Origin of the sequence: Bradyrhizobium sp. 35 (assembly GCF_023073215.1) — a bacterium.
Taxonomy (GTDB): domain Bacteria; phylum Pseudomonadota; class Alphaproteobacteria; order Rhizobiales; family Xanthobacteraceae; genus Bradyrhizobium; species Bradyrhizobium canariense_D.
Genome location: NZ_JADPJC010000113.1, coordinates 102,395 through 122,184 on the forward strand (window position 1 = coordinate 102,395; position 19,790 = coordinate 122,184).

22 protein-coding genes and 1 pseudogene are annotated in these 19,790 nt (G+C 63.6%); 8 read left to right on the forward strand and 15 right to left on the reverse strand.

Annotation, left to right across the window (positions count from 1 at the left end):
• Positions 1–41: 41 nt before the first annotated feature.
• Positions 42–1,145 (forward strand): NAD(P)/FAD-dependent oxidoreductase, encoded by a 1,104-nt coding sequence (locus tag IVB36_RS23660; RefSeq protein WP_018453826.1) that lies wholly within the window; start codon positions 42–44, stop codon positions 1,143–1,145.
• Between the two features lie 167 nt (positions 1,146–1,312).
• On the opposite strand, the gene IVB36_RS23665 is transcribed toward IVB36_RS23660, so the two are convergent.
• Positions 1,313–1,492 (reverse strand): DUF465 domain-containing protein, encoded by a 180-nt coding sequence (locus IVB36_RS23665; protein WP_007596254.1) that lies wholly within the window; start codon positions 1,490–1,492, stop codon positions 1,313–1,315.
• Between the two features lie 111 nt (positions 1,493–1,603).
• Positions 1,604–1,750 (reverse strand): hypothetical protein, encoded by a 147-nt coding sequence (locus IVB36_RS23670; protein WP_240543946.1) that lies wholly within the window; start codon positions 1,748–1,750, stop codon positions 1,604–1,606.
• Between the two features lie 69 nt (positions 1,751–1,819).
• On the opposite strand from IVB36_RS23670, the gene IVB36_RS23675 reads away from it, so the two are divergent.
• The 3 genes from IVB36_RS23675 to IVB36_RS23685 all read left to right on the forward strand — a co-directional run bounded on the left by IVB36_RS23675 (position 1,820) and on the right by IVB36_RS23685 (position 2,638).
• Positions 1,820–2,026, forward strand: coding sequence for a DUF465 domain-containing protein (locus tag IVB36_RS23675; protein ID WP_007596255.1), 207 nt, complete (start codon positions 1,820–1,822; stop codon positions 2,024–2,026).
• Positions 2,027–2,145: 119 nt separating this feature from the next.
• Positions 2,146–2,364, forward strand: a complete 219-nt coding sequence (locus IVB36_RS23680) for a hypothetical protein (RefSeq protein ID WP_007614210.1) — start codon at positions 2,146–2,148, stop codon at positions 2,362–2,364.
• A 22-nt stretch (positions 2,365–2,386) separates the two neighbouring features.
• The gene (locus IVB36_RS23685) at positions 2,387–2,638 is read left to right on the forward strand and encodes a hypothetical protein (RefSeq protein WP_007614211.1); all 252 of its coding nucleotides are present in this window, start codon (positions 2,387–2,389) and stop codon (positions 2,636–2,638) included.
• Here the strand turns inward: IVB36_RS23685 and IVB36_RS23690 are convergent, their stop codons facing one another.
• Positions 2,639–3,400, reverse strand: coding sequence for a GGDEF domain-containing protein (locus IVB36_RS23690; protein ID WP_018453822.1), 762 nt, complete (start codon positions 3,398–3,400; stop codon positions 2,639–2,641).
• A gap of 141 nt (positions 3,401–3,541) precedes the next feature.
• Between IVB36_RS23690 and purE the strand changes: the two genes are divergently transcribed.
• A complete protein-coding gene (gene purE, locus IVB36_RS23695; protein WP_007614214.1) occupies positions 3,542–4,030 on the forward strand; it encodes a 5-(carboxyamino)imidazole ribonucleotide mutase in 489 nt (162 codons plus the stop codon).
• Positions 4,027–5,133, forward strand: coding sequence for a 5-(carboxyamino)imidazole ribonucleotide synthase (locus tag IVB36_RS23700; RefSeq protein ID WP_018453821.1), 1,107 nt, complete (start codon positions 4,027–4,029; stop codon positions 5,131–5,133). Before purE ends, IVB36_RS23700 begins: the two co-directional genes overlap by 4 nt.
• Positions 5,134–5,169: 36 nt before the next feature.
• Here IVB36_RS23700 and aqpZ read toward each other — a convergent pair whose 3' ends face one another.
• The gene (gene aqpZ / locus IVB36_RS23705; RefSeq protein ID WP_018453820.1) at positions 5,170–5,892 is read right to left on the reverse strand and encodes an aquaporin Z; all 723 of its coding nucleotides are present in this window, start codon (positions 5,890–5,892) and stop codon (positions 5,170–5,172) included.
• 260 nt (positions 5,893–6,152) lie between these two features.
• On the opposite strand from aqpZ, the gene rpsU reads away from it, so the two are divergent.
• Positions 6,153–6,467 (forward strand): 30S ribosomal protein S21, encoded by a 315-nt coding sequence (gene rpsU, locus IVB36_RS23710; RefSeq protein ID WP_007614218.1) that lies wholly within the window; start codon positions 6,153–6,155, stop codon positions 6,465–6,467.
• A 125-nt stretch (positions 6,468–6,592) separates the two neighbouring features.
• A complete protein-coding gene (locus tag IVB36_RS23715) occupies positions 6,593–7,243 on the forward strand; it encodes a tetratricopeptide repeat protein (RefSeq protein ID WP_026232602.1) in 651 nt (216 codons plus the stop codon).
• A 27-nt stretch (positions 7,244–7,270) separates the two neighbouring features.
• On the opposite strand, the gene IVB36_RS23720 is transcribed toward IVB36_RS23715, so the two are convergent.
• The 11 genes and pseudogenes from IVB36_RS23720 to IVB36_RS23770 form a co-directional block, all read right to left on the reverse strand.
• Positions 7,271–8,233: a hypothetical protein gene (locus IVB36_RS23720; protein ID WP_018453818.1), complete on the reverse strand. Its 963-nt coding sequence runs from the start codon at positions 8,231–8,233 to the stop codon at positions 7,271–7,273.
• 92 nt (positions 8,234–8,325) lie between these two features.
• Positions 8,326–8,610 (reverse strand): cupin domain-containing protein, encoded by a 285-nt coding sequence (locus IVB36_RS23725; RefSeq protein ID WP_018453817.1) that lies wholly within the window; start codon positions 8,608–8,610, stop codon positions 8,326–8,328.
• Between the two features lie 34 nt (positions 8,611–8,644).
• Positions 8,645–8,900, reverse strand: a pseudogene (locus IVB36_RS23730) (ionic transporter y4hA); the annotation flags it as partial.
• A gap of 110 nt (positions 8,901–9,010) precedes the next feature.
• On the reverse strand, positions 9,011–10,492 hold the full coding sequence (locus IVB36_RS23735) for a sodium:proton antiporter (RefSeq protein WP_026232601.1): 1,482 nt from the start codon (positions 10,490–10,492) through the stop codon (positions 9,011–9,013).
• Complete coding sequence (locus IVB36_RS23740) at positions 10,446–11,243, reverse strand: alpha/beta hydrolase (protein ID WP_018453814.1); 798 nt, start codon at positions 11,241–11,243, stop codon at positions 10,446–10,448. The genes IVB36_RS23735 and IVB36_RS23740 overlap by 47 nt, the downstream gene beginning before the upstream one ends.
• Positions 11,244–11,413: 170 nt before the next feature.
• On the reverse strand, positions 11,414–12,811 hold the full coding sequence (locus IVB36_RS23745; RefSeq protein WP_018453813.1) for an NAD(P)(+) transhydrogenase (Re/Si-specific) subunit beta: 1,398 nt from the start codon (positions 12,809–12,811) through the stop codon (positions 11,414–11,416).
• A 42-nt stretch (positions 12,812–12,853) separates the two neighbouring features.
• Entirely contained in the window at positions 12,854–13,171 is a 318-nt protein-coding gene (locus IVB36_RS23750; RefSeq protein ID WP_018453812.1) for a proton-translocating transhydrogenase family protein, read from the reverse strand.
• Positions 13,172–13,182: 11 nt separating this feature from the next.
• Positions 13,183–14,310, reverse strand: coding sequence for a Re/Si-specific NAD(P)(+) transhydrogenase subunit alpha (locus IVB36_RS23755; RefSeq protein ID WP_018453811.1), 1,128 nt, complete (start codon positions 14,308–14,310; stop codon positions 13,183–13,185).
• Between the two features lie 137 nt (positions 14,311–14,447).
• Positions 14,448–14,600 carry an aa3-type cytochrome c oxidase subunit IV gene (locus IVB36_RS23760; RefSeq protein WP_007596280.1) on the reverse strand — a complete coding sequence of 51 codons (153 nt, stop codon included), beginning with the start codon at positions 14,598–14,600 and terminating at the stop codon, positions 14,448–14,450.
• Between the two features lie 185 nt (positions 14,601–14,785).
• The gene (locus IVB36_RS23765) at positions 14,786–17,671 is read right to left on the reverse strand and encodes a cell division protein (protein ID WP_026232600.1); all 2,886 of its coding nucleotides are present in this window, start codon (positions 17,669–17,671) and stop codon (positions 14,786–14,788) included.
• A gap of 210 nt (positions 17,672–17,881) precedes the next feature.
• On the reverse strand, positions 17,882–19,789 hold the full coding sequence (locus tag IVB36_RS23770) for a M3 family oligoendopeptidase (RefSeq protein WP_018453809.1): 1,908 nt from the start codon (positions 19,787–19,789) through the stop codon (positions 17,882–17,884).
• Position 19,790: the final 1 nt, after the last annotated feature.

Consider the following 19,790-nt stretch of genomic DNA (forward strand, 5'->3'; position numbering starts at 1 on the left):
CGTGGGGCCATCGTCGCTTCGAGCGGACGTCCTGCACGACCATGGATAGGGTGGACTGCGTCGTCATCGGAGCCGGCGTGATCGGGCTCGCGGTGGCTCGAAAGCTGGCGCAAGCCGGGCGCGAGGTGATCGTGCTCGAGCAAGCCGAGGCCATCGGCACCATCACCTCCTCGCGCAACAGCGAGGTGATCCATGCCGGCATCTACTACCGCGCCGGAAGCTGGATGGCGCGCATGTGCGTCGACGGCAAGCACGCGCTCTATCGTTACTGTTCCGAGCGCGGCATCCCGCACAGGAATTGCGGCAAGCTGATCGTCGCGACCAATCCGAAAGAGACCGAGAAGCTGCAATCGATCAAGGCGCATGCCGAGGCCAACGGCGTGCTCGACATGCAGTTGCTCACGGGTGATGCGGCACGTGCGCTGGAGCCGGCGCTCGCCTGTGACGCCGCGCTGCTGTCGCCGTCGACCGGCATCATCGACAGCCACGCCTACATGCTCTCGCTGCGCGGCGAAGCCGAGGACGCGGGCGCGGCCTTCGCGTTTCACACCCCGCTGATCCGTGCCAAGGCGACCGCCGGCGTCATCGAGATCGAGGCGGGCGGCGAAGCGCCGATGACGCTGCAATGCAGCCTCCTCGTCAACGCCGCCGGGCTCTCGGCGACCACCGTGGCGCGCAACATCGAGGGCATGCCGCTGGAACGGATCCCGACGGCCTACCTCGCCAAGGGAAACTACTTCAGCTGCAATGCTAGGGCGCCGTTCTCGCGCCTGATCTATCCGGTGCCCGAGCCCGGTGGCCTAGGGGTGCATCTGACGCTGGACATGGCCGGGCAGGCCCGTTTCGGCCCTGACGTCGAGTGGATCGAGACGATCGACTATGAGGTCGACCCGTCACGCGCCGAGCGCTTCTACCCGGCGATCCGCAAATACTGGCCGACGTTGCCTGACGGTGCTCTCATGCCGAGCTATTCGGGCATCCGCCCGAAGATTGTGCCGCCGGCGGTGGCCACGCAGGATTTCTTGATGCAGGGCCCGCGCGATCACGGCGTCGAAGGCCTGATCAATCTGTTCGGCATCGAGTCGCCCGGATTGACGTCATCGCTCGCGATCGCGGATCACGTCGCCGAGCTCGCAAACATCTAGTGGTTTAAAGCGAATTGGATTCCGGTTGCGCGTAAAGAACTGCGTCCAGACAAGACGCTGGAGCCGCGCAAATCCTTGCACGCTGCGCGCCTTGCAGCAGGGATGAGCGCAAAGGCTCCCATCCCTGCCTGAAAGGGTGCGATCAACTCTACGCTGTTACGGGGTTACTAGTGGAGCGTGTCGCCGTGCCTGAGACGCTCGATCTGGTCCTTGACCATCAACTTCCGGCGCTTCAACTCAACAATTTGCAGGTCGTCTGTTGAAAGGTGCACGAGAGCTTCGTGCAATTCGTTTTCGAGAGTTTTGTGCTTCCGTTCCAATTCAACCAGATGTGCCTGAATTGTCATTCGAAACCTCCTCGGTAGGGGTGAACCTTGGATTCGACCGGACGAGGAAGTGTACATCACCGATTTGTTCTGTCGATGGATATCAGTCGTCGCGCTGTCATTTTTAGAAATTCATATGTAACGAAGCGTGAGTAAGGGAACCACGCGGGAAAAATCCGTGATATCAATGCGCTTGCGCAACGCCGGAGCGACCGCAGAAATATCTCGCGGGAGATCGGCGCGCGACAGCCCGAGATCGCTTGCGATCACGGCGCGCAAGGACGATAGTTTCCACAGGGCATCCACAGCCTTAATCTCACGCCTATCGGTTTTTCGGCCACCGCAGACATGACCAATGAAGATGCGCGCGAACTCGAATCCGAGCTCGCCCGGTTGCACCAGGAACACCGAGATCTCGATGTGGCGATCGATGCACTGCATCAATCGCCCGCCCCCGACCTGTTGCGGTTACAGCGGTTGAAGAAACGCAAGCTGTTGTTGCGTGACCGTATCGCGTTCATCGAAGACCAGATCACGCCCGACATCATCGCCTGATCCACGGGTAGAACTTTACGGCGGCCCCGCCGCACGTAAATCCGCTTGACTCGAAAGGAACAAAATAAGAACATTTGAGCACCCAACACCCCCGGGGAAACCGTCTAAGGAAAATGCAGATGTCGGCAACCGCCCTTCTCGACAACAGCCATTATGAACAAGCCTGCGATCAGGCGATCGCGATGTGCGACGGCAATCTGCGCAGCACCATCAAGGCGCTGATCATGGCCAATGAATATCTGGAGGCCGAGCTGGAAGAATTGCAGGCGGCGGTTTCCGCAGGCTGCATTCCGGAGACCTCGCGCAGCAAGATGCGGAGCAAGAGCAGCGCCGCCTGACTGTCAGCTATCGGAGCCGACCATGTCCGATGTCACCTATTACGTTGCATTACCTTTCCTGACCGACGAGGACGGATCGCCGGTCGCGGGTGCGGCCGAGGAATGCCAGAGCGCGGCGGCCGCGCTACGGCGCGCCGAGATTATGTCGCACGGCGCCGGCCACACCGGCGCGGTCGCGTTCAGCCGCAGCGGCGATCCCATGACCGGCGAATTCGGGGACGCAAAACTGCTCCGCAGCTTCGGCGACGTACCGAAAGACCTCGGCACGCTTTAACTAGCTGCTGACGAGCCTGATGTGCGGCTCGTGCCGCCGGTGCGCCTTGCGCACATACATCGCGGCATCGGCCTCCTCCAGGGCGCGCGTGGCGTCGGATTGCACTCCGAGCAGGGCGACGCCGGCGGAAGCGCCCGCGCTCACGTGCTGGCCGCGAAAGACAAAGGACAATTCGTCGATGGCCTGCTCGAAAGCCGCGGCCTTCGCCTTGGCGTCGGTCTCGCTGAGATTCCAGAGCAGCAGCGCGAACTCGTCGCCGCCGAGCCGGCCGACCACGTCCGAAGCGCGGATCTGCCGCGTCAGCGTGGTGGCAATCGCCTTCAGGACCTCGTCGCCGGCCGCATGGCCGAAGGAATCGTTGATCGGCTTCAACCGATCGACGTCGAGCACGATCAGCGCCCCGCTGGCGCGGTAGCGCTTCATGTAGGCGACGGCGCGGGCGAGCTCGCGTTCGAAGCCGCGCCGGTTCGGAATTTCGAGCAGGAAATCGGTGTCGGCAGCCGCCTCGAGCTCCGCGACCCGCCGCAGCGCCCCCCTGAGCTTGCTCCGGAGCTCGCGGATGGTCGCGTTGATGGCCGGCTCGATGGCCGCTTTGGCCCCGTCATCGGCAGACGCTGCCCGCTGCGACGGCCTGGTCGGACGCCGCGCCGGACCCTTGATCCGACGCTTGGCCGGACGCTTGAGAGCAACTTTGGAGCGGCCGGCACTGGGCTTCGGGCCCTTTTTGGCCTTCGCAGCGCTTGCCCTTTTTGGTTTCTTCATGGGCATCCTGCTCAATGAAGGCTTGCGGGGATTCACCAAGACAGGATAGTTCATTCCCTTCTCCTTGCCACCGCCTTGCGAGCCACCGGCCGGAACCTTTAGTCTGGCCTATCTTTCTGTTTTTCGAGAACAATTCACGTCATGACCGCGCCGATCGCCATCATCATGGGAAGCCAGTCGGACTGGGACACGATGCGGCATGCCGCCGACACGCTCGCAGGGCTCGGCGTTGCCGCCGACACCCGCATCGTTTCGGCCCACCGCACCCCCGACCGGCTGTTTACGTTCGCCAAAGGCGCCAAGACGGCTGGTTACAAGGTCATCATCGCCGGCGCGGGTGGCGCAGCCCACCTGCCCGGCATGGCGGCGGCTCTGACGGAATTGCCCGTGTTCGGCGTCCCCATCGAATCCAGGACGCTCAAGGGCATCGATTCGCTCTATTCGATCGTCCAGATGCCCGCAGGCATCCCGGTCGGCACCCTCGCCATCGGCAAGGCGGGCGCCATCAATGCGGCGTTGCTGGCGGCGGCCGTGCTGGCCTTGTCCGACCCGGCCTTGTCCGATCGCCTCGCCGCCTGGCGCAAGGCGCAGACCGAGGCCGTGGCCGAGCGCCCGGAGGACAAGGCGTGACTGACGCAAAGCAGGTGAAGCTGAAGCCCGGCGACACCATTGGCATCCTCGGCGGCGGACAATTGGGGCGGATGCTGGCCATGGCGGCGGCCCGGCTTGGCCTGCGCTGCCAGGTGTTCTCGCCCGATCCGGACTCACCGGCCTTCGACGTCGTCCTGAATGCGACCTGCGCCGAATATGCCGATGTCGAAGCACTCGAGCTGTTCGCCAACGACGTCGACGTCATCACCTACGAATTTGAGAACGTGCCGTCCGCGGCCGCGATGGTGCTGGATGCGCGCCGCCCGGTGCTGCCCAACCGCAAGATCCTCGAGACCACCCAGGACCGGCTCGCCGAGAAGGATTTCGTGACGCGGCTGGGCATCGGCACCGCAGCCTACGCCGACGTCACCTCGGTCCCGTCATTGCGCGAGGCGATCGCCAGGATCGGCCTTCCGGCGGTGCTGAAGACCCGTCGCTTCGGCTATGACGGCAAGGGCCAGGCCATCATCCGCGAGGGCGACGACGTCGCGAAAGTGTGGACCAGTCTCGCCACCAAATCGGCCATCCTGGAAGCCTTCGTGCCGTACGAGCGTGAGATTTCCGTGATCGCCGCCCGCTCGGCCACGGGCCAGGTCGAGTGTTTCGACGTCACCGAAAACGAGCACCGCGACCACATCCTGAAGATCTCCCGTGCGCCCGCCCGGATCCCGGACGTGCTCGCCGAGGAAGCGCGCAGTATCGCCGGCAAGATCGCGGGCGCGCTCGATTATGTCGGCGTGCTTGCCGTCGAGATGTTCGTGCTCGCCAACGGCACCGGACCCAAGGTGCTGGTCAACGAGATCGCTCCGCGCGTGCACAATTCCGGACATTGGACGCTCGACGGTGCGTCCGTCTCGCAGTTCGAGCAGCACATCCGCGCCATTGCCGGCTGGCCCCTCGGCAAGCCCGTGCGCCACGGCGAAGTCGTCACCATGACCAATCTGATCGGCGACGAGATCAACGAATATGACAAGTGGCTGAGCGTCGCGGGCGCAACGGTGCACATCTACGGCAAGGGCGCGCCGCGTCCGGGCCGCAAGATGGGACATGTCACCGAAGTGCGACCCACGACCGGCAAATAACGGGACCGCGGCGCATGCCGCGATCCCGCTTTGCAGTTATGCCGTCTTCGCGCCCGCGACGACGCCAGTGGGCTCTTCGCTGAGCCAACGATAGATCACCCCGCCCAGCGCGCCGCCGATCAGTGGCGCAACCCAGAACAACCAGAGCTGCGACAGCGCCCAGCCGCCGACGAACAGCGCGGGCCCCGTGCTACGCGCCGGGTTCACGGAGGTGTTGGTGACGGGGATGCTGACGAGATGGATCATCACCAGCGCGAGCCCGATCGCCAGCGGCGCAAAGCCGGCGGGCGCGCGGCCGTGAGTCGCGCCCATGATGATGAACAGGAACATCATGGTCATGACCACCTCGGTGAGGAAGCACACGATCATGCTGTACTGGCCGGGAGAATGGGCATCGTACCCGTTGGACGCGAACCCCTTGCTGACGTCGAAGCCGGGAGCTCCGCTTGCGATGACGTAGAGCAGCCACGCGGCCACGATCGCGCCGGCGACCTGCGCAATCACATAAGGCAGGATCTGTCCGGCCGGAAAACGTCCGCCGGCGGCAAGACCGACAGTGACGGCCGGATTGAGATGACAGCCTGAGATGTGGCCGATCGCATAGGCCATGGTGACCACGCTCAGTCCGAACGCGAGGGAGACACCGACCAGACCGATGCCAACCTGCGGAAAGCCGGCTGCGATCACCGCACTTCCGCAACCTGCGAATGTGAGCCAAAAGGTACCGATAGCTTCGGCCGCGTATTTCTTCATATCCATGTGTCGTCCCCTGCTTTCAAAGATTCCGGAACAAAGCTCCGGAAACGGCCCCACCCTTGGCGTCAAATCTCCCAAATCAGGGCCGCACAGAGGTATTTTGCCTCATTTAATGGCTGAACTTGGCCCGAAAACCCGCTTGGCCGGTGGACATCCCAAGTTTTGTCTGATACATCCGCGCCCTCAAGGTTAAGGGCTTGTGCGTTTCGCCATCCCCTTTGACTTACCAGAATTCAAATCCGATCCACTGAAGAGGATGCCGCGTGCAGGTTCTCGTTCGCGATAACAATGTCGATCAAGCCCTCAAGGCGCTGAAGAAGAAGATGCAGCGCGAGGGTATTTTCCGCGAGATGAAGCTCCGCGGTCACTACGAAAAGCCCTCCGAGAAGAAGGCCCGTGAAAAGGCCGAAGCCGTGCGTCGCGCACGCAAGCTGGCCCGCAAGAAGCTGCAGCGCGAAGGCCTGCTGCCGATGAAGCCGAAGCCGGTGTTCGGTGCTGGCCCCGGCGGTGATCGTGGCGGTCGCGGCGGCCCGGGTGCAGGCGCAGGTGCAAGTGCTGGTCCGCGCGGACCGCGCTGATTTACCCGACTTGAGAGATTTCAGTTTTCGATGACGCGGGCCCCTGGCCCGCGTTATTGTTTTGTGAGCGGTGCCTTGCTGGGATGGGGCACTACCGATGCGGCACTAGCGCGAGCGAACCGTAGATGGCCTCCCCTCTCCCCAAGCGCGGCTTGGCGCGGCTACGGCAGATCTTGCAGCAGCCGTTTGCGCTGGCCTTGATGGGGATTTCGCTATGCGGCTGCTCCTTCGACCTGGGGTCGCTGACGCCGGAGAAGGAGAAGCCGCAGGAGGCACCCAAGGCGGCCACGACCGCTGAGAACGTGGTCAGCGCCGGCAATGTCAGCGAAGCCCAAGCCCATACGGCAAAGGCCCAGGCTCTGGCAAAGTCCGGCGAGACGGCGGCCGCGCTCGATGAATTCAATCACGCGGTCGGACTCGATCCGTACAACGCGCAGGCGCTCTATGGCCGCGCCCTGATCTACCAGGGCAAGAACCAGCACGACTTCGCCATCGCCGATTTCAGTGCCGCGAGCGGCCTTAACCCGCAGAAGGTCGAGCCGCTGCTCGGCCGCGCCACCAGTTATCTCGCCGTCGGCAAGGTCAAGGAGGCCGCGGCCGATCTGGATGAGGCTTCCGAGGCCGATCCCCACAATGCCCAAGTCTGGACCATACGCGGGCAAGCCTATGAACGGCTGGGCGACAGGACCAAGGCGGCGGCGTCCTACACCAAGGCGGTCTCGCTTCGCCCACGCGACGACGCCGCCCGCAGCGGCCTCGCCCGCGTCGGCGGCTGACGAGTCTGGCGCAGCGCGGGCGCCGTCTTAATCCGGGGTGACGCTCTTCGGCAGAACGGAGTGGAACATGGACTTAACGCCCGACAGCATGTCGTCGGCGACATTGGTCTTCGGCCGCGGCATCGACGCGCCGGCATCGGCGCGCAGATCGAGCGGGGGCGCAATCATCGGGACCGGAATATCAGCCGGCGGCGTCAGCCGATTCGGGTTCTCGTTGCCGACCGACGCCGTGTAGGGCGGGCTCGGCTGCGACGAGCCGCCATTGCCATAGGCCTCGGCTGCGGGTGTCGAGACCGTGATCGGCGGCGGCAACGGACGCACCGATGACGTATCCACGGGAATGATACGCGGGGCCTCCGGAGTGCGGGCGGCTTCACGCACCGCAGGCTCCTGAGTCTTCTCGGGCGCCTTGGTCTCGGAAGACTTATTGTCGGAAGCCTTTGTGTCGGCAGCCTTTGTGTCGGAAGCTTTGGCCTCAGCCGCTTTGCTCTCAGGCGACTTGCGCAGGCGCTCGATCGCGGCGCGCACGAGATCGTTGGCGTCGGGGGTTGCGGCCGGCGCGGCAGCAGCGGGCGCCGAATTGGCCTCCACCACCGGGGCGGCGGGAGCGGCTGCACTGACGGCCGGCGTGGACTTGGCGACTGCCTTCTCGCGACCGGACGGCTTGCCGCGCGGGGCGGCCTCGGCCGGTGCCACGTCCGCCGTCGAGGTCTTCGACTCCGCGCCCGGATGATCGGCAGCCTTCTCGGCCGCCGGCTTGTCCGTCACGTTCTTCTCGGAGATGCCCTTGGCCTTGACGCCGGGCGCGGGGAGGTTGGCCACATCGGCGGGCTTGCCGTTCTTGCCGGCCTCGGCGGGCGCCGTCACGGCCGCGGGCGCATCCGCCGCCGGCTTGGCGTTGATGTAATGATTAACGATATACGCCCCGATGATCGTTGCGAGCACCGAGGGGAAGATGTCCATCGAGATTTTAGCGATGTATTTCAGCATTCCGGCCACTCCCCGCGCGATCTGATGCGGGAACTTTGAGGCATAGTGAGGGATCAACTGCGACGGATCAATGGCAAAGGGGTACGCCGGACTTACGACTTCAGCTCAACCTCAAGGAACACGATCTCGGTTGCGGTTTCGTTAAGCACGTCGTGCTGGACGCCGGCCTTGCGAAAATAGGATTTCCCGGCCGCAAGCTGTGCTTTGGACCGCTCGCCATCGGGCGCCACGATGGTCATTTCCCCTCCGACCACGGGAACAATGACGTAGTCCATGCCATGGGTGTGATGCCCGGTGGCGCTGTTTGGCGCGAGCCGCCACTCGGTCACCCGAACCTGCTCATTGTCGACCTGAACCTCGGACTCGGCGGCAAGCATCGGAACTCTCCTGGGGCATATCCGGAAAACCGGTTCAGGGCACGAAAACCACGAACACGTAGACGGCAAATACCACCTTATGGACCAGCCCGAACAGGACATTGGTCCTGCCCGTACCGAAGGTCAGCATGCTCAGGAAGAAGGTCAGGAGCAAAGGCAGGCGGCGCGCCGATCCTGGCCGCGACGGCATCGACCACCAGCGAGAATTTCTTGGACAGCAACACGACCGCCAGCAGCGCAATCAGCAGCAGCACGACGCTGAGCACCAAGGCCCGGCCCGACAGATGCGCCTCGCACGGCCAGCGCCGGAAAGATCCAGGCCGATCGAGGCGTCGGATTGTGCGCGCTCATCCATCGGCTCCAATTGTCTCAGCCGAGCAGTAGCAATCGCGCGGCAGATTCAATGCCAGCGCAGGATCGGAGCGAACGGCAGCAGCGTCAGCAGCACGAACAGCGGGATCAGCACCGCGCTGGCGCGCAGGAAATAACCGAAGAAGCTCGGCATCTCGATGCCGTTCTCGCTGGCGATGCTGCTCACCATGAAATTCGGCGCATTGCCGATATAGGTAAGCGCGCCCATGTAGACTGCGCCCATGGAGATGGAGGCGAGCGTGCCCGAGAGTTCGTGCATCAGCATCTGCGGGTCGCCGCCGGCGAGCTCGAAGAACAACAGATAGGTCGGCGCATTGTCGAGGAACGCCGACATCAGACCGGTGAACCAGAAATAGGCAACCTCGCGCGGCGTGCCGTCCGGAGCGGTCACGGCCGACAACAGCCAGGCGAACGCGCCGTGATGGCCGGCATCGAGCATGGCGATGACCGGGATGATCGCGATGAAAATGCCGGCGAACAGCTTTGCGACTTCGCGGATCGGCTCCCAGGTGAAGCCGTTGGCCTGCCGGTGCTCGTCCGGCGTCAACCACACCGACAGGCCCGCTATGGCCAGCAGCGCCGCGTTGCGGGCGATATCTTCCAGCTCCAGCCTGGTTCCGAGAATGTCGAAAGCGATGCCGGGCTTCCACATCGCCGAGGCCAGCAGGCTCGCGACGATGGCTGCAATCAGCACCAGGTTGACGAGGCCGCGGATGCGGACCGGCTTCGCGGCGCCGGCGGCGCCGAGCAAGGGTTCGCTGCGGAAGCGCCAGACGTCGATGACGACGAAGATCGCGAGCAGCAGTCCGGCAACGATCGCCGTCTGCAGCCAGATGGTCCGCGTGGTCCAGAAGAAGTCGACACCATGCAGGAAGCCGACGAACAGCGGGGGATCGCCGAGCGGGCTCAGCGCGCCACCGACATTGGCGACCAGGATGATGAAGAAGATGACGACATGGGCGTTGTAGCGCCGCGGTCGGTTGGCGCGGATCAGAGGGCGGATCAGGATCATGGCCGCCCCCGTGGTGCCGACGACACTCGCCATCACCGTACCGAGCGCGAGGATGCCGGCATTTGATGCCGACGTCGCCTTGATGTCGCCCGTCACGAGAATGCCGCCAGCCACGACATAGAGCGAGAACAGCAGCACGATGAAGCCGAGATATTCGGCGAGCATGGCGTGAACGAGCGCCGCCAACGTCGCCATGCTCCCGGCCAGGATGACGAGCGAGGCGAGTGCCAGCAGCGACCAGGCCGCGGCGATCTTGCCGTAATGATGGTGCCAGACTTTTGCAAACAGCAGCGGCCCGAGAGCGATCGACAGCAGGAGGCCGGCAAAGGGCAGCGCATACGGCCAGCGCATCGCCGCGCCGTCGAGCCCGGTCGCCGCCCATGCGTGCTGTGGCAACAACACGACGAGGATCGCGGCGATGAACCCGCTCGCGCGCCGAACGACAAGCCGTCTAGAAAGCAATGAAGTGCCTCGCCGTTTCAATCGCACCGAACGCATCGAGATTGTCGTGTCCACCGCCCGCAAAGCGAACGAACTCCTTCGGTTCGTGCGCAAGCGCGAACAGACGCTCTCCGAACACGATGGAAATGGCAAGGTCATCGGTGCCATGCATCACCAATAGCGGCACAGTGACGCGCGGGATGCGCTCGTCGGAATGAAATGGATCTCGCATCAGCAGGCGGACCGGAACGTACCAGAACGATGAAGCTGCAATATCGGCCGTCGATGTATAGGGCGCTTCCAGGATGAGTTTTCCAACACGATGCTCCGAGGCGATCGCGACCGCCACGCCGGTCCCGAGCGAAAAGCCCCACGCGACGATTCGCTCCGCCGCGTAGCGCGCGGTGGTGAAGGCGTAGGCGGCCGCGGCATCGCGCAGCAGGCCCGCCTCGCTCGGCGCCCCGCTCGAGCCGGCATAGCCGCGATAGGACAGCGCGACCAGGCCGGTGCCGTCCGCCGTCATGGCCTTGAGGCGGCTGACGCGACCAGCGAGATAATCGCCATTGCCCGGAAAATACAGGATCACGGGGCGGCCTGGCTTCGCCGGCACGTGCCAGACGATGACATTCTCGCCATCGGAGGTAGTCAGGACGTGCTCTTCGGCCTCGGGGAAGCCTGCGGCGTCCGGCGTGGTGCGACCGACGGGCGGGATCGGAAACAGCATCTCGCGCTGCCTGACATACAGCACGAGGAGACCGGCGCAATAGACGGTCACGAGCAGGATGGCGATCCATTTGACGATGGTCATGATGACGCGACCCGGCCCCTGTTCAGGGTTTGCACCGGCTCGGCAGCAATTTCATGACATCGCCCGAGGCGGGCCGGAACGTCACGGCAGCCGCACGCCGCCTGGTGAGCGGTGTGCCACGCGACGCGCTGCTCGCGCGTCGCATTGGCAATGGCCCGCTTGCCTCCGCGCTACATCGCCTTGACGATGTTCTCGGTGACCTTCTTGGCGTCGCCGAGCAGCATCATGGTGTTGTCGCGATAGAACAGCGGATTGTCGATGCCGGCATAGCCGGAAGCGAGCGAGCGCTTGATGAACATCACGGTGCCGGCCTTCCAGACCTGGAGCACCGGCATGCCGTAGATCGGCGAGGTCTTGTCCTCTTCGGCCGCCGGATTGGTGACGTCGTTGGCGCCGATCACGAAGGCGATATCGGCCTGCGCGAATTCGGAGTTGATGTCCTCGAGCTCGAACACCTCGTCATAGGGCACGTTGGCCTCGGCCAGCAGCACGTTCATGTGGCCGGGCATGCGGCCGGCGACCGGGTGAATGGCGTATTTCACCTCGACGCCTTCTTTCTTCAGGATGTCGCCCATTTCACGCAGCGCATGCTGAGCCTGTGCCACCGCCATGCCATAGCCGGGCACGATGATGACCTTCTGCGCGTTCTTCATGATGAAGGCTGCGTCGTCGGCCGAGCCGAGCTTGGCCGGCTTCTGCTCGCCGCCGCCACCGCCGGCCGCCGCGGTCTCGCCGCCGAAGCCGCCGAGAATGACCGAGATGAAGGAGCGGTTCATCGCGTGGCACATGATGTAGGACAGGATCGCGCCGCTTGATCCCACCAGCGCGCCGGTGATGATCAGCGCGGAATTGCCGAGGGTGAAGCCGATGCCGGCCGCGGCCCAGCCCGAGTACGAGTTAAGCATCGAAATCACGACCGGCATGTCGGCGCCGCCGATCGGGATGATCATGAGGACGCCGAGCGCCAGCGCGATGATGACGATCAGCCAGAAGTCGAGCGCGCTGCCCGTCATGACCAGCCCGACGATGAAGACGACGAGCGCGATCGCGAGCGCAATGTTGATGATGTGGCGGAACGGCAGGATGATCGGCGCACCGCTCATGCGCGCGGACAGCTTCAGGAACGCGATCACCGAGCCGGTGAAGGTCAGCGCGCCGATGGCGACGCCGAGCGACATCTCGACCAGGCTCTGCGGATGGATGTTGCCGGGGCTGCCGATGTCGAAGGCCTCCGGCGCGTAGAACGCACCGGCCGCGACCAGCACCGCGGCCATGCCGACCAGCGAATGGAACGCGGCGACCAGTTCCGGCATTGAGGTCATCGGCACCCGGCGGGCAATCACTGCGCCGACGCTGCCGCCGATCGCGATGCCAAGGATCACGAGGATCCAGGCGAGGCCGTCCGCCGGCGGATGGCTGGCCAGCGTGGTGGCGACCGCGATCGCCATGCCGATCATGCCGAAGAAATTACCCTGCCGCGATGTGGCGGGGCTGGACAGCCCGCGCAGCGACAGGATGAACAGCACACCTGCCACGAGATACAGAACTGCAGCCAGATTGGCGTTCATCTCAGGTCCCCTTTGTCTTTGTCACCCCGAGGTGAACGCCGCTCACTTCACCTTCTTCTTGTACATCGCCAGCATGCGCTGGGTGACAAGGAAGCCGCCGAAGATATTCACGCAGGCGAAAATGAGCGCGATGAAGCCGAAGCCGCGCGCCCAGCCCGAGCCGCTCGAGATCATGCCGACCCCGACCGCGAGCAGCGCACCGACCACGATCACCGAGGAGATCGCATTGGTCACGCTCATCAGCGGCGTATGCAGCGCCGGGGTCACCGACCACACCACGAAATAGCCGACGAAGACGGCGAGAACGAAGATCGACAGCCGGAAGACGAAGGGGTCGACGACCTGTGCAACATGCTCCATGGCGGCTCTCCTTACGCTTTCGGCTGGAAGTTCGGGTGGATGACGGCGCCGTCCCTGGTCAGCGCGGTCGCTTTGACGAGCTCGTCGTCCCAGTTCACGGCCAGCGCCTTGCTGGTCTTGTCGACCATCGTTTCGATGAAGTTGAACAAATTGCGCGCGTAGAGGCTGGAGGCCGACGCCGCGACGCGGCCGGCGACGTTGGTGTAGCCGACGATCTTGATGCCACCGACATCAGCGACCTCGCCCGCCTTGACGCCTTCGACATTGCCGCCGCGCTCGACGGCGAGATCGACCAGCACTGATCCCGGCTTCATCGACTTGACCATGTCAGCCGTGACGAGCCTCGGCGCCGGCCGGCCCGGAATCAGCGCGGTGGTGATCACGATGTCCTGCTTCTTGATGTGCTCGGCGGTGAGCGCGGCCTGCTTGGCCTGGTATTCCTTGGACATTTCCTTGGCGTAGCCGCCGGCGGTCTGCGCGTTCTTGAATTCCTCGTCCTCGACGGCGAGGAATTTTGCACCGAGCGATTCGACCTGCTCCTTGGTGGCGGGCCGGACGTCGGTCGCGGTGACGACGGCGCCGAGACGGCGTGCGGTCGCGATCGCCTGGAGGCCGGCGACGCCGACGCCCATCACGAACACTTTGGCGGCGGGCACCGTGCCGGCCGCGGTCATCATCATCGGGAAGGCGCGTCCGAAGGCCTCGGCGCCCTCGATCACGGCGCGGTAGCCGGCGAGGTTGGCCTGCGAGGACAGCACGTCCATCACCTGCGCGCGCGTGATGCGCGGCATCAATTCCATCGCGAAGGCGGAGACACCGGCATCGGCGATCGTCTTCAGCGCGGCCTCGTTGCCGTAGGGGTCCATGATGGCGATGACGAGCGCGCCGCGCTTGTACTGCGCCAACTCGGAGGCTTCAGGGCGCTTCACCTTGATGATGATGTCGGCGTCCTTCAGCGCGTCGGCGCTGACGGTGGCGCCCACGGCGGTGAATTCGGAGTCCGGCAGGCCCGACTTGAGGCCGGCGCCCGGCTCGACGGCGATCTCGGCGCCCAACGCCTTGAACTTCTTCACCGTATCCGGCGAAGCGGCGACCCGCGGCTCCGACGGATCGATTTCCTTGGCAACGGCGATCTTCATAGGCCCTCCGGCGACGCGGGAAGAAGCGCGCACGCGAACTTAGCGTTACTCCCGCAACGTTGGATACCGGTTTTCAATCCGGCTTGATTGCAAATTTTATAGGCACCGACGACACTGGCGGTGCTGCAGGGGATGAATCAGGTCAGGAAGATCGCCATCAGGATCACGATAAGCGCGACCGAGACCGTGCCGTACTTCACCAGCTTGATGAAGCCCTCGTAGGTCTGCTCGTGGGCAACGTAGTCGTTGCCGTCGGCGGTGCTGTACGCCACTTCGCTATGGTCAGCCATGAATTGTCCCCAGTCGAAAGTCGAATTTCGTGGCTGGGATACCGCAAACTTCCGGGCAGGGCAACGGCACGGAGGCGCGGTTTCCCGGCAAATCAGGTCATTTGGAATTCCAATGGGCGGGAATTCGGCTCAGACCGGTGATCCGCCCGTCAGAGGCGGTCTCCGATGCCACGAGCCGAGGCCTCTCAGCGCAGGCCGAGCGCACGGCGGACTGCGCCGATCGGCTCCACCTTGCTGTCGCAGAAGTTTCGCTTTGCGCAGCGTTCTCCCGGAACGTTGACGACGATTGCATCCGCGCCGGCATCCTCGGTGAGAAAACCGTGGCTCATGTGGAAACCCAGCGCGCGGTAGACCTCGAACTGCTCCTCCGAGAAGAACTGGTCACCGGTGGTTTCATGCGGGAAGGTGTCGTTGCGGCGTGCATAGTCGCGGATGTAGTCGTTCTCGTCTCCGGTCAGGGACGACTTGATGTACACGAGGTACCCCTTTTCCCCCGAGCCGTAGTCGATGGTGCCGACCGCCACGTGCGGTCCGCCCGCCGTGCGCCGGGCCGGGGATTTGGTTGCGTTGCACTTCATCCACTCGAGCGTGGTGTTGCGGATCGGCGTCCACGGCAGATCGATGATGATCCCGAGATCGATGCGCGCATAGCGCTGCAGCGTCACCAGGGATGAGAAATTCATGGGTGCATCGGCTTCGGCGTCAACCGCGATGATCACCTTGCAGCGTCGTCGCAACAACTCGTAGACACCGAGATTCTCGATGTGTCCGCCGTCCGTCAGGTAGACCGCATCGGCATTCTCGTAAAGCCGGCCCGAGATCTCAGACCATAGAAACAAAGGGGTCGAGTGGTGCTGCGGCTTGTCCTTTGTCGAGACCCAGCGCGGGTTCTTCAACCAGTACCCCAGGCGCACGTTGAGGAGCGCCAGGGTCGGGGTCAGCGAGCGGATCGACCCCGAGCCCATGTTCGACGAAGCAGCGGCCCCGGAGATTGCCATCGCGGTCGCAAGATCGAGGCCCGGCGCGACCTTCTCGAATGCCGGTGTATTCGCATAGCCAGTGGCCTCGCTGCCGACGTGCAGCGGCGAGAATATGAAGAAATCCGCGTTCCGTCCCCGCCGATTGGCGAAGTCGGATCCTTGGATGTTCAGCGCGGCGTTGATGATGGGATATGGCGAGGCCAGGCTGCATTTTTTCGATGTCGCGACCGTCATCGCTCCCGCTGGATCGACCCCGTAGACCATCTGATGTAACAGACCGCTCAGCTTCTCCTCGTCGAGCGGAAGGAAATCCCTCCCCTGGTCCAGGCTCGGCATGTTCCGCGACGGCTCCCCGTCGGCGTAATAGAGCGGATTGAACAAGAAGGCCTTGCTGAGGCGATCACGATAGAGCCGGTGCAACGAATTGGCATTCGGCCCGAGAACCCACGACAGGCCGAACATGGCCGAGCCCGACAAGAAGTAGAGCAGCATCATCCGCCAGCTGACACTGTTGCCGAACTGGTACTTCGACCAAGTGAATTTGTCCGGGGACTGCAATGACGCAACGGAAAACAGCCATGCGGGAATGTGCGAGATCGGCCCCACCGGCTTGGAGACGACGACCTTCGCTTCGCGATTGGTGATTTCGGCCGAGAGCTTGCGGGTCGCCGAGTCAAACTGGACATTTCCCTTGACATCGACACCGGCCGCGGGCGGCACGGGTTGCACGCCAGCCGCTCCCCACTCCTCGATCATGGGGTATTGACGGTAGGCGGCGTCGAGGGTCTTGTCGTTCGCGATGCCCCAATAGCAAAGATAGAGATATCCGACCCAGATCAGCAAGGGCAGCGCCAGTCCCGCGACAAGCACGGCTGCTTTCGCCGCATGGGCGAGCAGGCGTGATCCCAGGTCCGAGGCGCCGGCGCCCTTCAGCAGGTCGGCGAATTGCTGCCGGAACAGCGTGACAGCCGCCGCAACCGGCGCAGTGATGGCCGCAAGCGATTGGACCCACTTGATTGCAACGCCGCCAATGATGCCGCCGGACTGAGTCGTGTTAGCGTCGGCGACATCGAACATCTGGGCGATCATGAAGGGCTGAAATTCGAAGAAGCAGATGGCGGCAAGCAGAACGAGATAGGTCGCGCCGACCGTCGACGGATAGCCGCGGAATTCACCTCCCTTGGTCGACGAAATCGATCGCAGCACTGCCCAGCCAAAGAAAAGCGCAAGGCCGAGCAGGACCGCTGCAAGCGAAAGGCCAAAGTGATCGACATTCAGGCAGCTGGCGATCGCACAGATGAGACCCATCGCAAACGCAAGACCGGCCAGGTACCGAAACAGCTCGCGCCGCCCGACTTTGAAAAGGCGCCCGACCAACAAAAGCAGCAAAGCGACAACAAGGCCGACAAGAAAGAAGGCAGGCATCAATCCCAGGCTGGAGAGGGGACCAAGATTGTGGGTGTCGTCGACGCTCAGGCCGAAGAAATTGGTCGTATAGAGTGACGAGCGTGCGGCGTTGGACAGGATCGTGATCACTGCAACGAGCAGTACAACCGGCAGCGTCAGGCTCAGATTGGCAACGAGTCCACGCACGACGATTGCGACGCCGGTGATCAGGTCGCGCGCGCCGGCCGGAACGAGATAGTTCGAGTAATTCCGGATATGGCCCACCGCAGGCGTGTCACTGATCTCATTTGCGCTCTCGGCTCCAGGTGTCGGCGTGCTTCCGAAGACGAAATTCTGCGCCCGCGTCATGGTCGCCGTAAACGAACAGCCGGTGTAACCGCCGCCCGATACGGTCGACAGATAGTCGATGTGCTTGATGAGCCCGTGGTGATTGAAAGCCTGCAAGACGCCGAGGCAGATTGCGGAGGATCGGATCCCGCCGCCTGACAGCGCAAGGCCGACCGTGTCGATCGCCTTTTCGTCGCCAGGGTATGCAACGGGATCCATACCCTGGGCTAGGCGGCGGTTGTTGATGGCTGCGAGCTCGCGCTTGACGATCTTCCGGTGCTGCGTCCCCCACAGCTGCTGTTCCCCCACAGCCCGTGGCGGCTCCACCTTGGGGTCTGGGGCACTGATCCTGGCCATGTTCGCCTCCCTGGCCGAGCACACGCGACGATCAACGATCACAGATTGCATTGCAGGTCGAACCCGCCTGCAAGAATTAGTCCGGTCCCGGGCACAAACGTTCAATGTGCATGGCGGGATCTTTACAACCCGCCTCCCCCGTTGTCGGAACAACGGGACACTCGGACGGCCGACCCGACCTGCTCGCTGCAGCGCTGAAGGCGGTTCGGCTCAGCCCATCGCTTCCAGTTCGTCGATCATGCCGGCGATGACGCTCAGGCCGCCGTCCCAGAACTTTGGATCCTTGGCATCGAGCCCGAACGGCCGCAGCAGTTCGGAATAATGCTTGGTGCCGCCGGCGGCGAGCATGTCGAGATAGCGCTCGGCAAAGCCTTCGGCCGCGTTCTCGTAGACGGCGTAGAGCGAGTTCACGAGACAATCGCCGAATGCATAGGCGTAGACGTAGAACGGCGAATGGATGAAGTGCGGGATGTACATCCAGTAGTTCTCGTAGCCCGCTTTGATCTCGATTGCCGGACCAAGGCTCTCGCCCTGCACCGAGAGCCAGATCTCGCCGAGCCGCGTCGCGGTGAGCTCGCCGTTCTTGCGTTCGGTGTGGACCGCGCGCTCGAAGGAATAGAACGCGATCTGCCGCACCACGGTGTTGATCATGTCCTCGACCTTGCCGGCGAGCAGCGCCTGGCGCTGCCTTGCGCTCCTGGTCTGCGCCAGCAGCCGCCGGAAGGTCAGCATCTCGCCGAACACGCTCGCGGTCTCCGCCAGCGTCAGCGGCGTCGGCGCCATCAACGCGCCGTTCCTGGCCGCCAGCACCTGATGCACGCCATGGCCGAGCTCATGGGCGAGCGTCATCACGTCGCGCGGCTTGCCCTGGTAGTTCATCAGCACGTAGGGGTGCGCGGACGGCGTGGTCGGATGCGAGAAGGCCCCCGGCGCCTTGCCCGGACGTACCGGCGCGTCGATCCAGCGGTCGGCAAAGAAGCGCTCGGCGATATCAGCCATCTTGGGCGAGAAGCCGCGATAGGCGGAGAGCACCATGTTTCGCGCATCGCCCCAGCCGATCACGTCGGTCGCAGCAAAAGGCAGCGGCGCGTTGCGGTCCCAATAGGCCAGGCGCTTCCTGCCGAACCAGCGTGCCTTCAGCGCGTAGTAGCGATGCGACAATTTTGGATAGGCTGCGCGCACCGAGGCGACCAGCGCATCCACCACCTCGCGCTCGACGCGGTTGTTCAGGTGCCGGGAATCTGCGACGTCCTTGAAGCCGCGCCAGCTATCGGAGATGTCCTTGTCTTTGGCCAAAGTGTTGGTGATCAGCGCAAAGGTGCGCTCATTGGCCTTGAAGGTCTTTGCGAGCGCCTCTGCCGCGGCCTTGCGCTTGGCGCCGTCGCGGTCCTGCAACAGATTGAGCGTCGGCTCGATCGCGAGCTCCTTGGGCCCGACCTTGAAGCGCAGGCTCGAAATGGTCTGGTCGAACAGCCGATTGAAGGCGGAATAGCCGGTCTGCGCCTTCTCCAGGAAGAGCTGCTCGAGCTTGTCCTCGAGCTGGTACGGTTTCTCCTTGCGTAGATCCTCGATCCAGGGACGGTAGTGCGCGAGCTCGGTGGCCTGCATCGCGCGGTTCAAAATATCGTCATCGATCCGGTTGAGCTCGAGCGCGAAGAACAGCAGATGCGTCGATGCCGCCGTCAGGCGCTCGGAAACGTCGCCGTAAAACTTTGAAATCTTGGGGTCCACGCTGTCGCCGGCATGAACGAGGCCAGCGTACGAGCCGAGCCGGCCGGCGAGGTCGTCGATCGCCTCATAGCGTCGCACGGCTTCTGCGAGCCATTTTCCGCCATCTTCCTTTGCTGTTCCTGTTGCGAGCTTGCCCTTGTAGTCCGTCTCGAACGCGACGCAATCGGCATCCATCTTTGCGAGATCGCGCGCCACTTCCGGCGCATCGATCCCGGAATAGAGGTCGGCGAGGTTCCACTCCGGAAGCTTGCCGGTCTTGCTCGCAGGCTTTGCGGGTGAAGGTCTGGAGGACTTTGCCTTGATGACCGATTGCTTGGTGCCTGGTTTGCGGAGAGCAGACTTTTTGAGAGCAGACTTTTTGAGTGCAAGCTTGGAGCTCGAATTCATT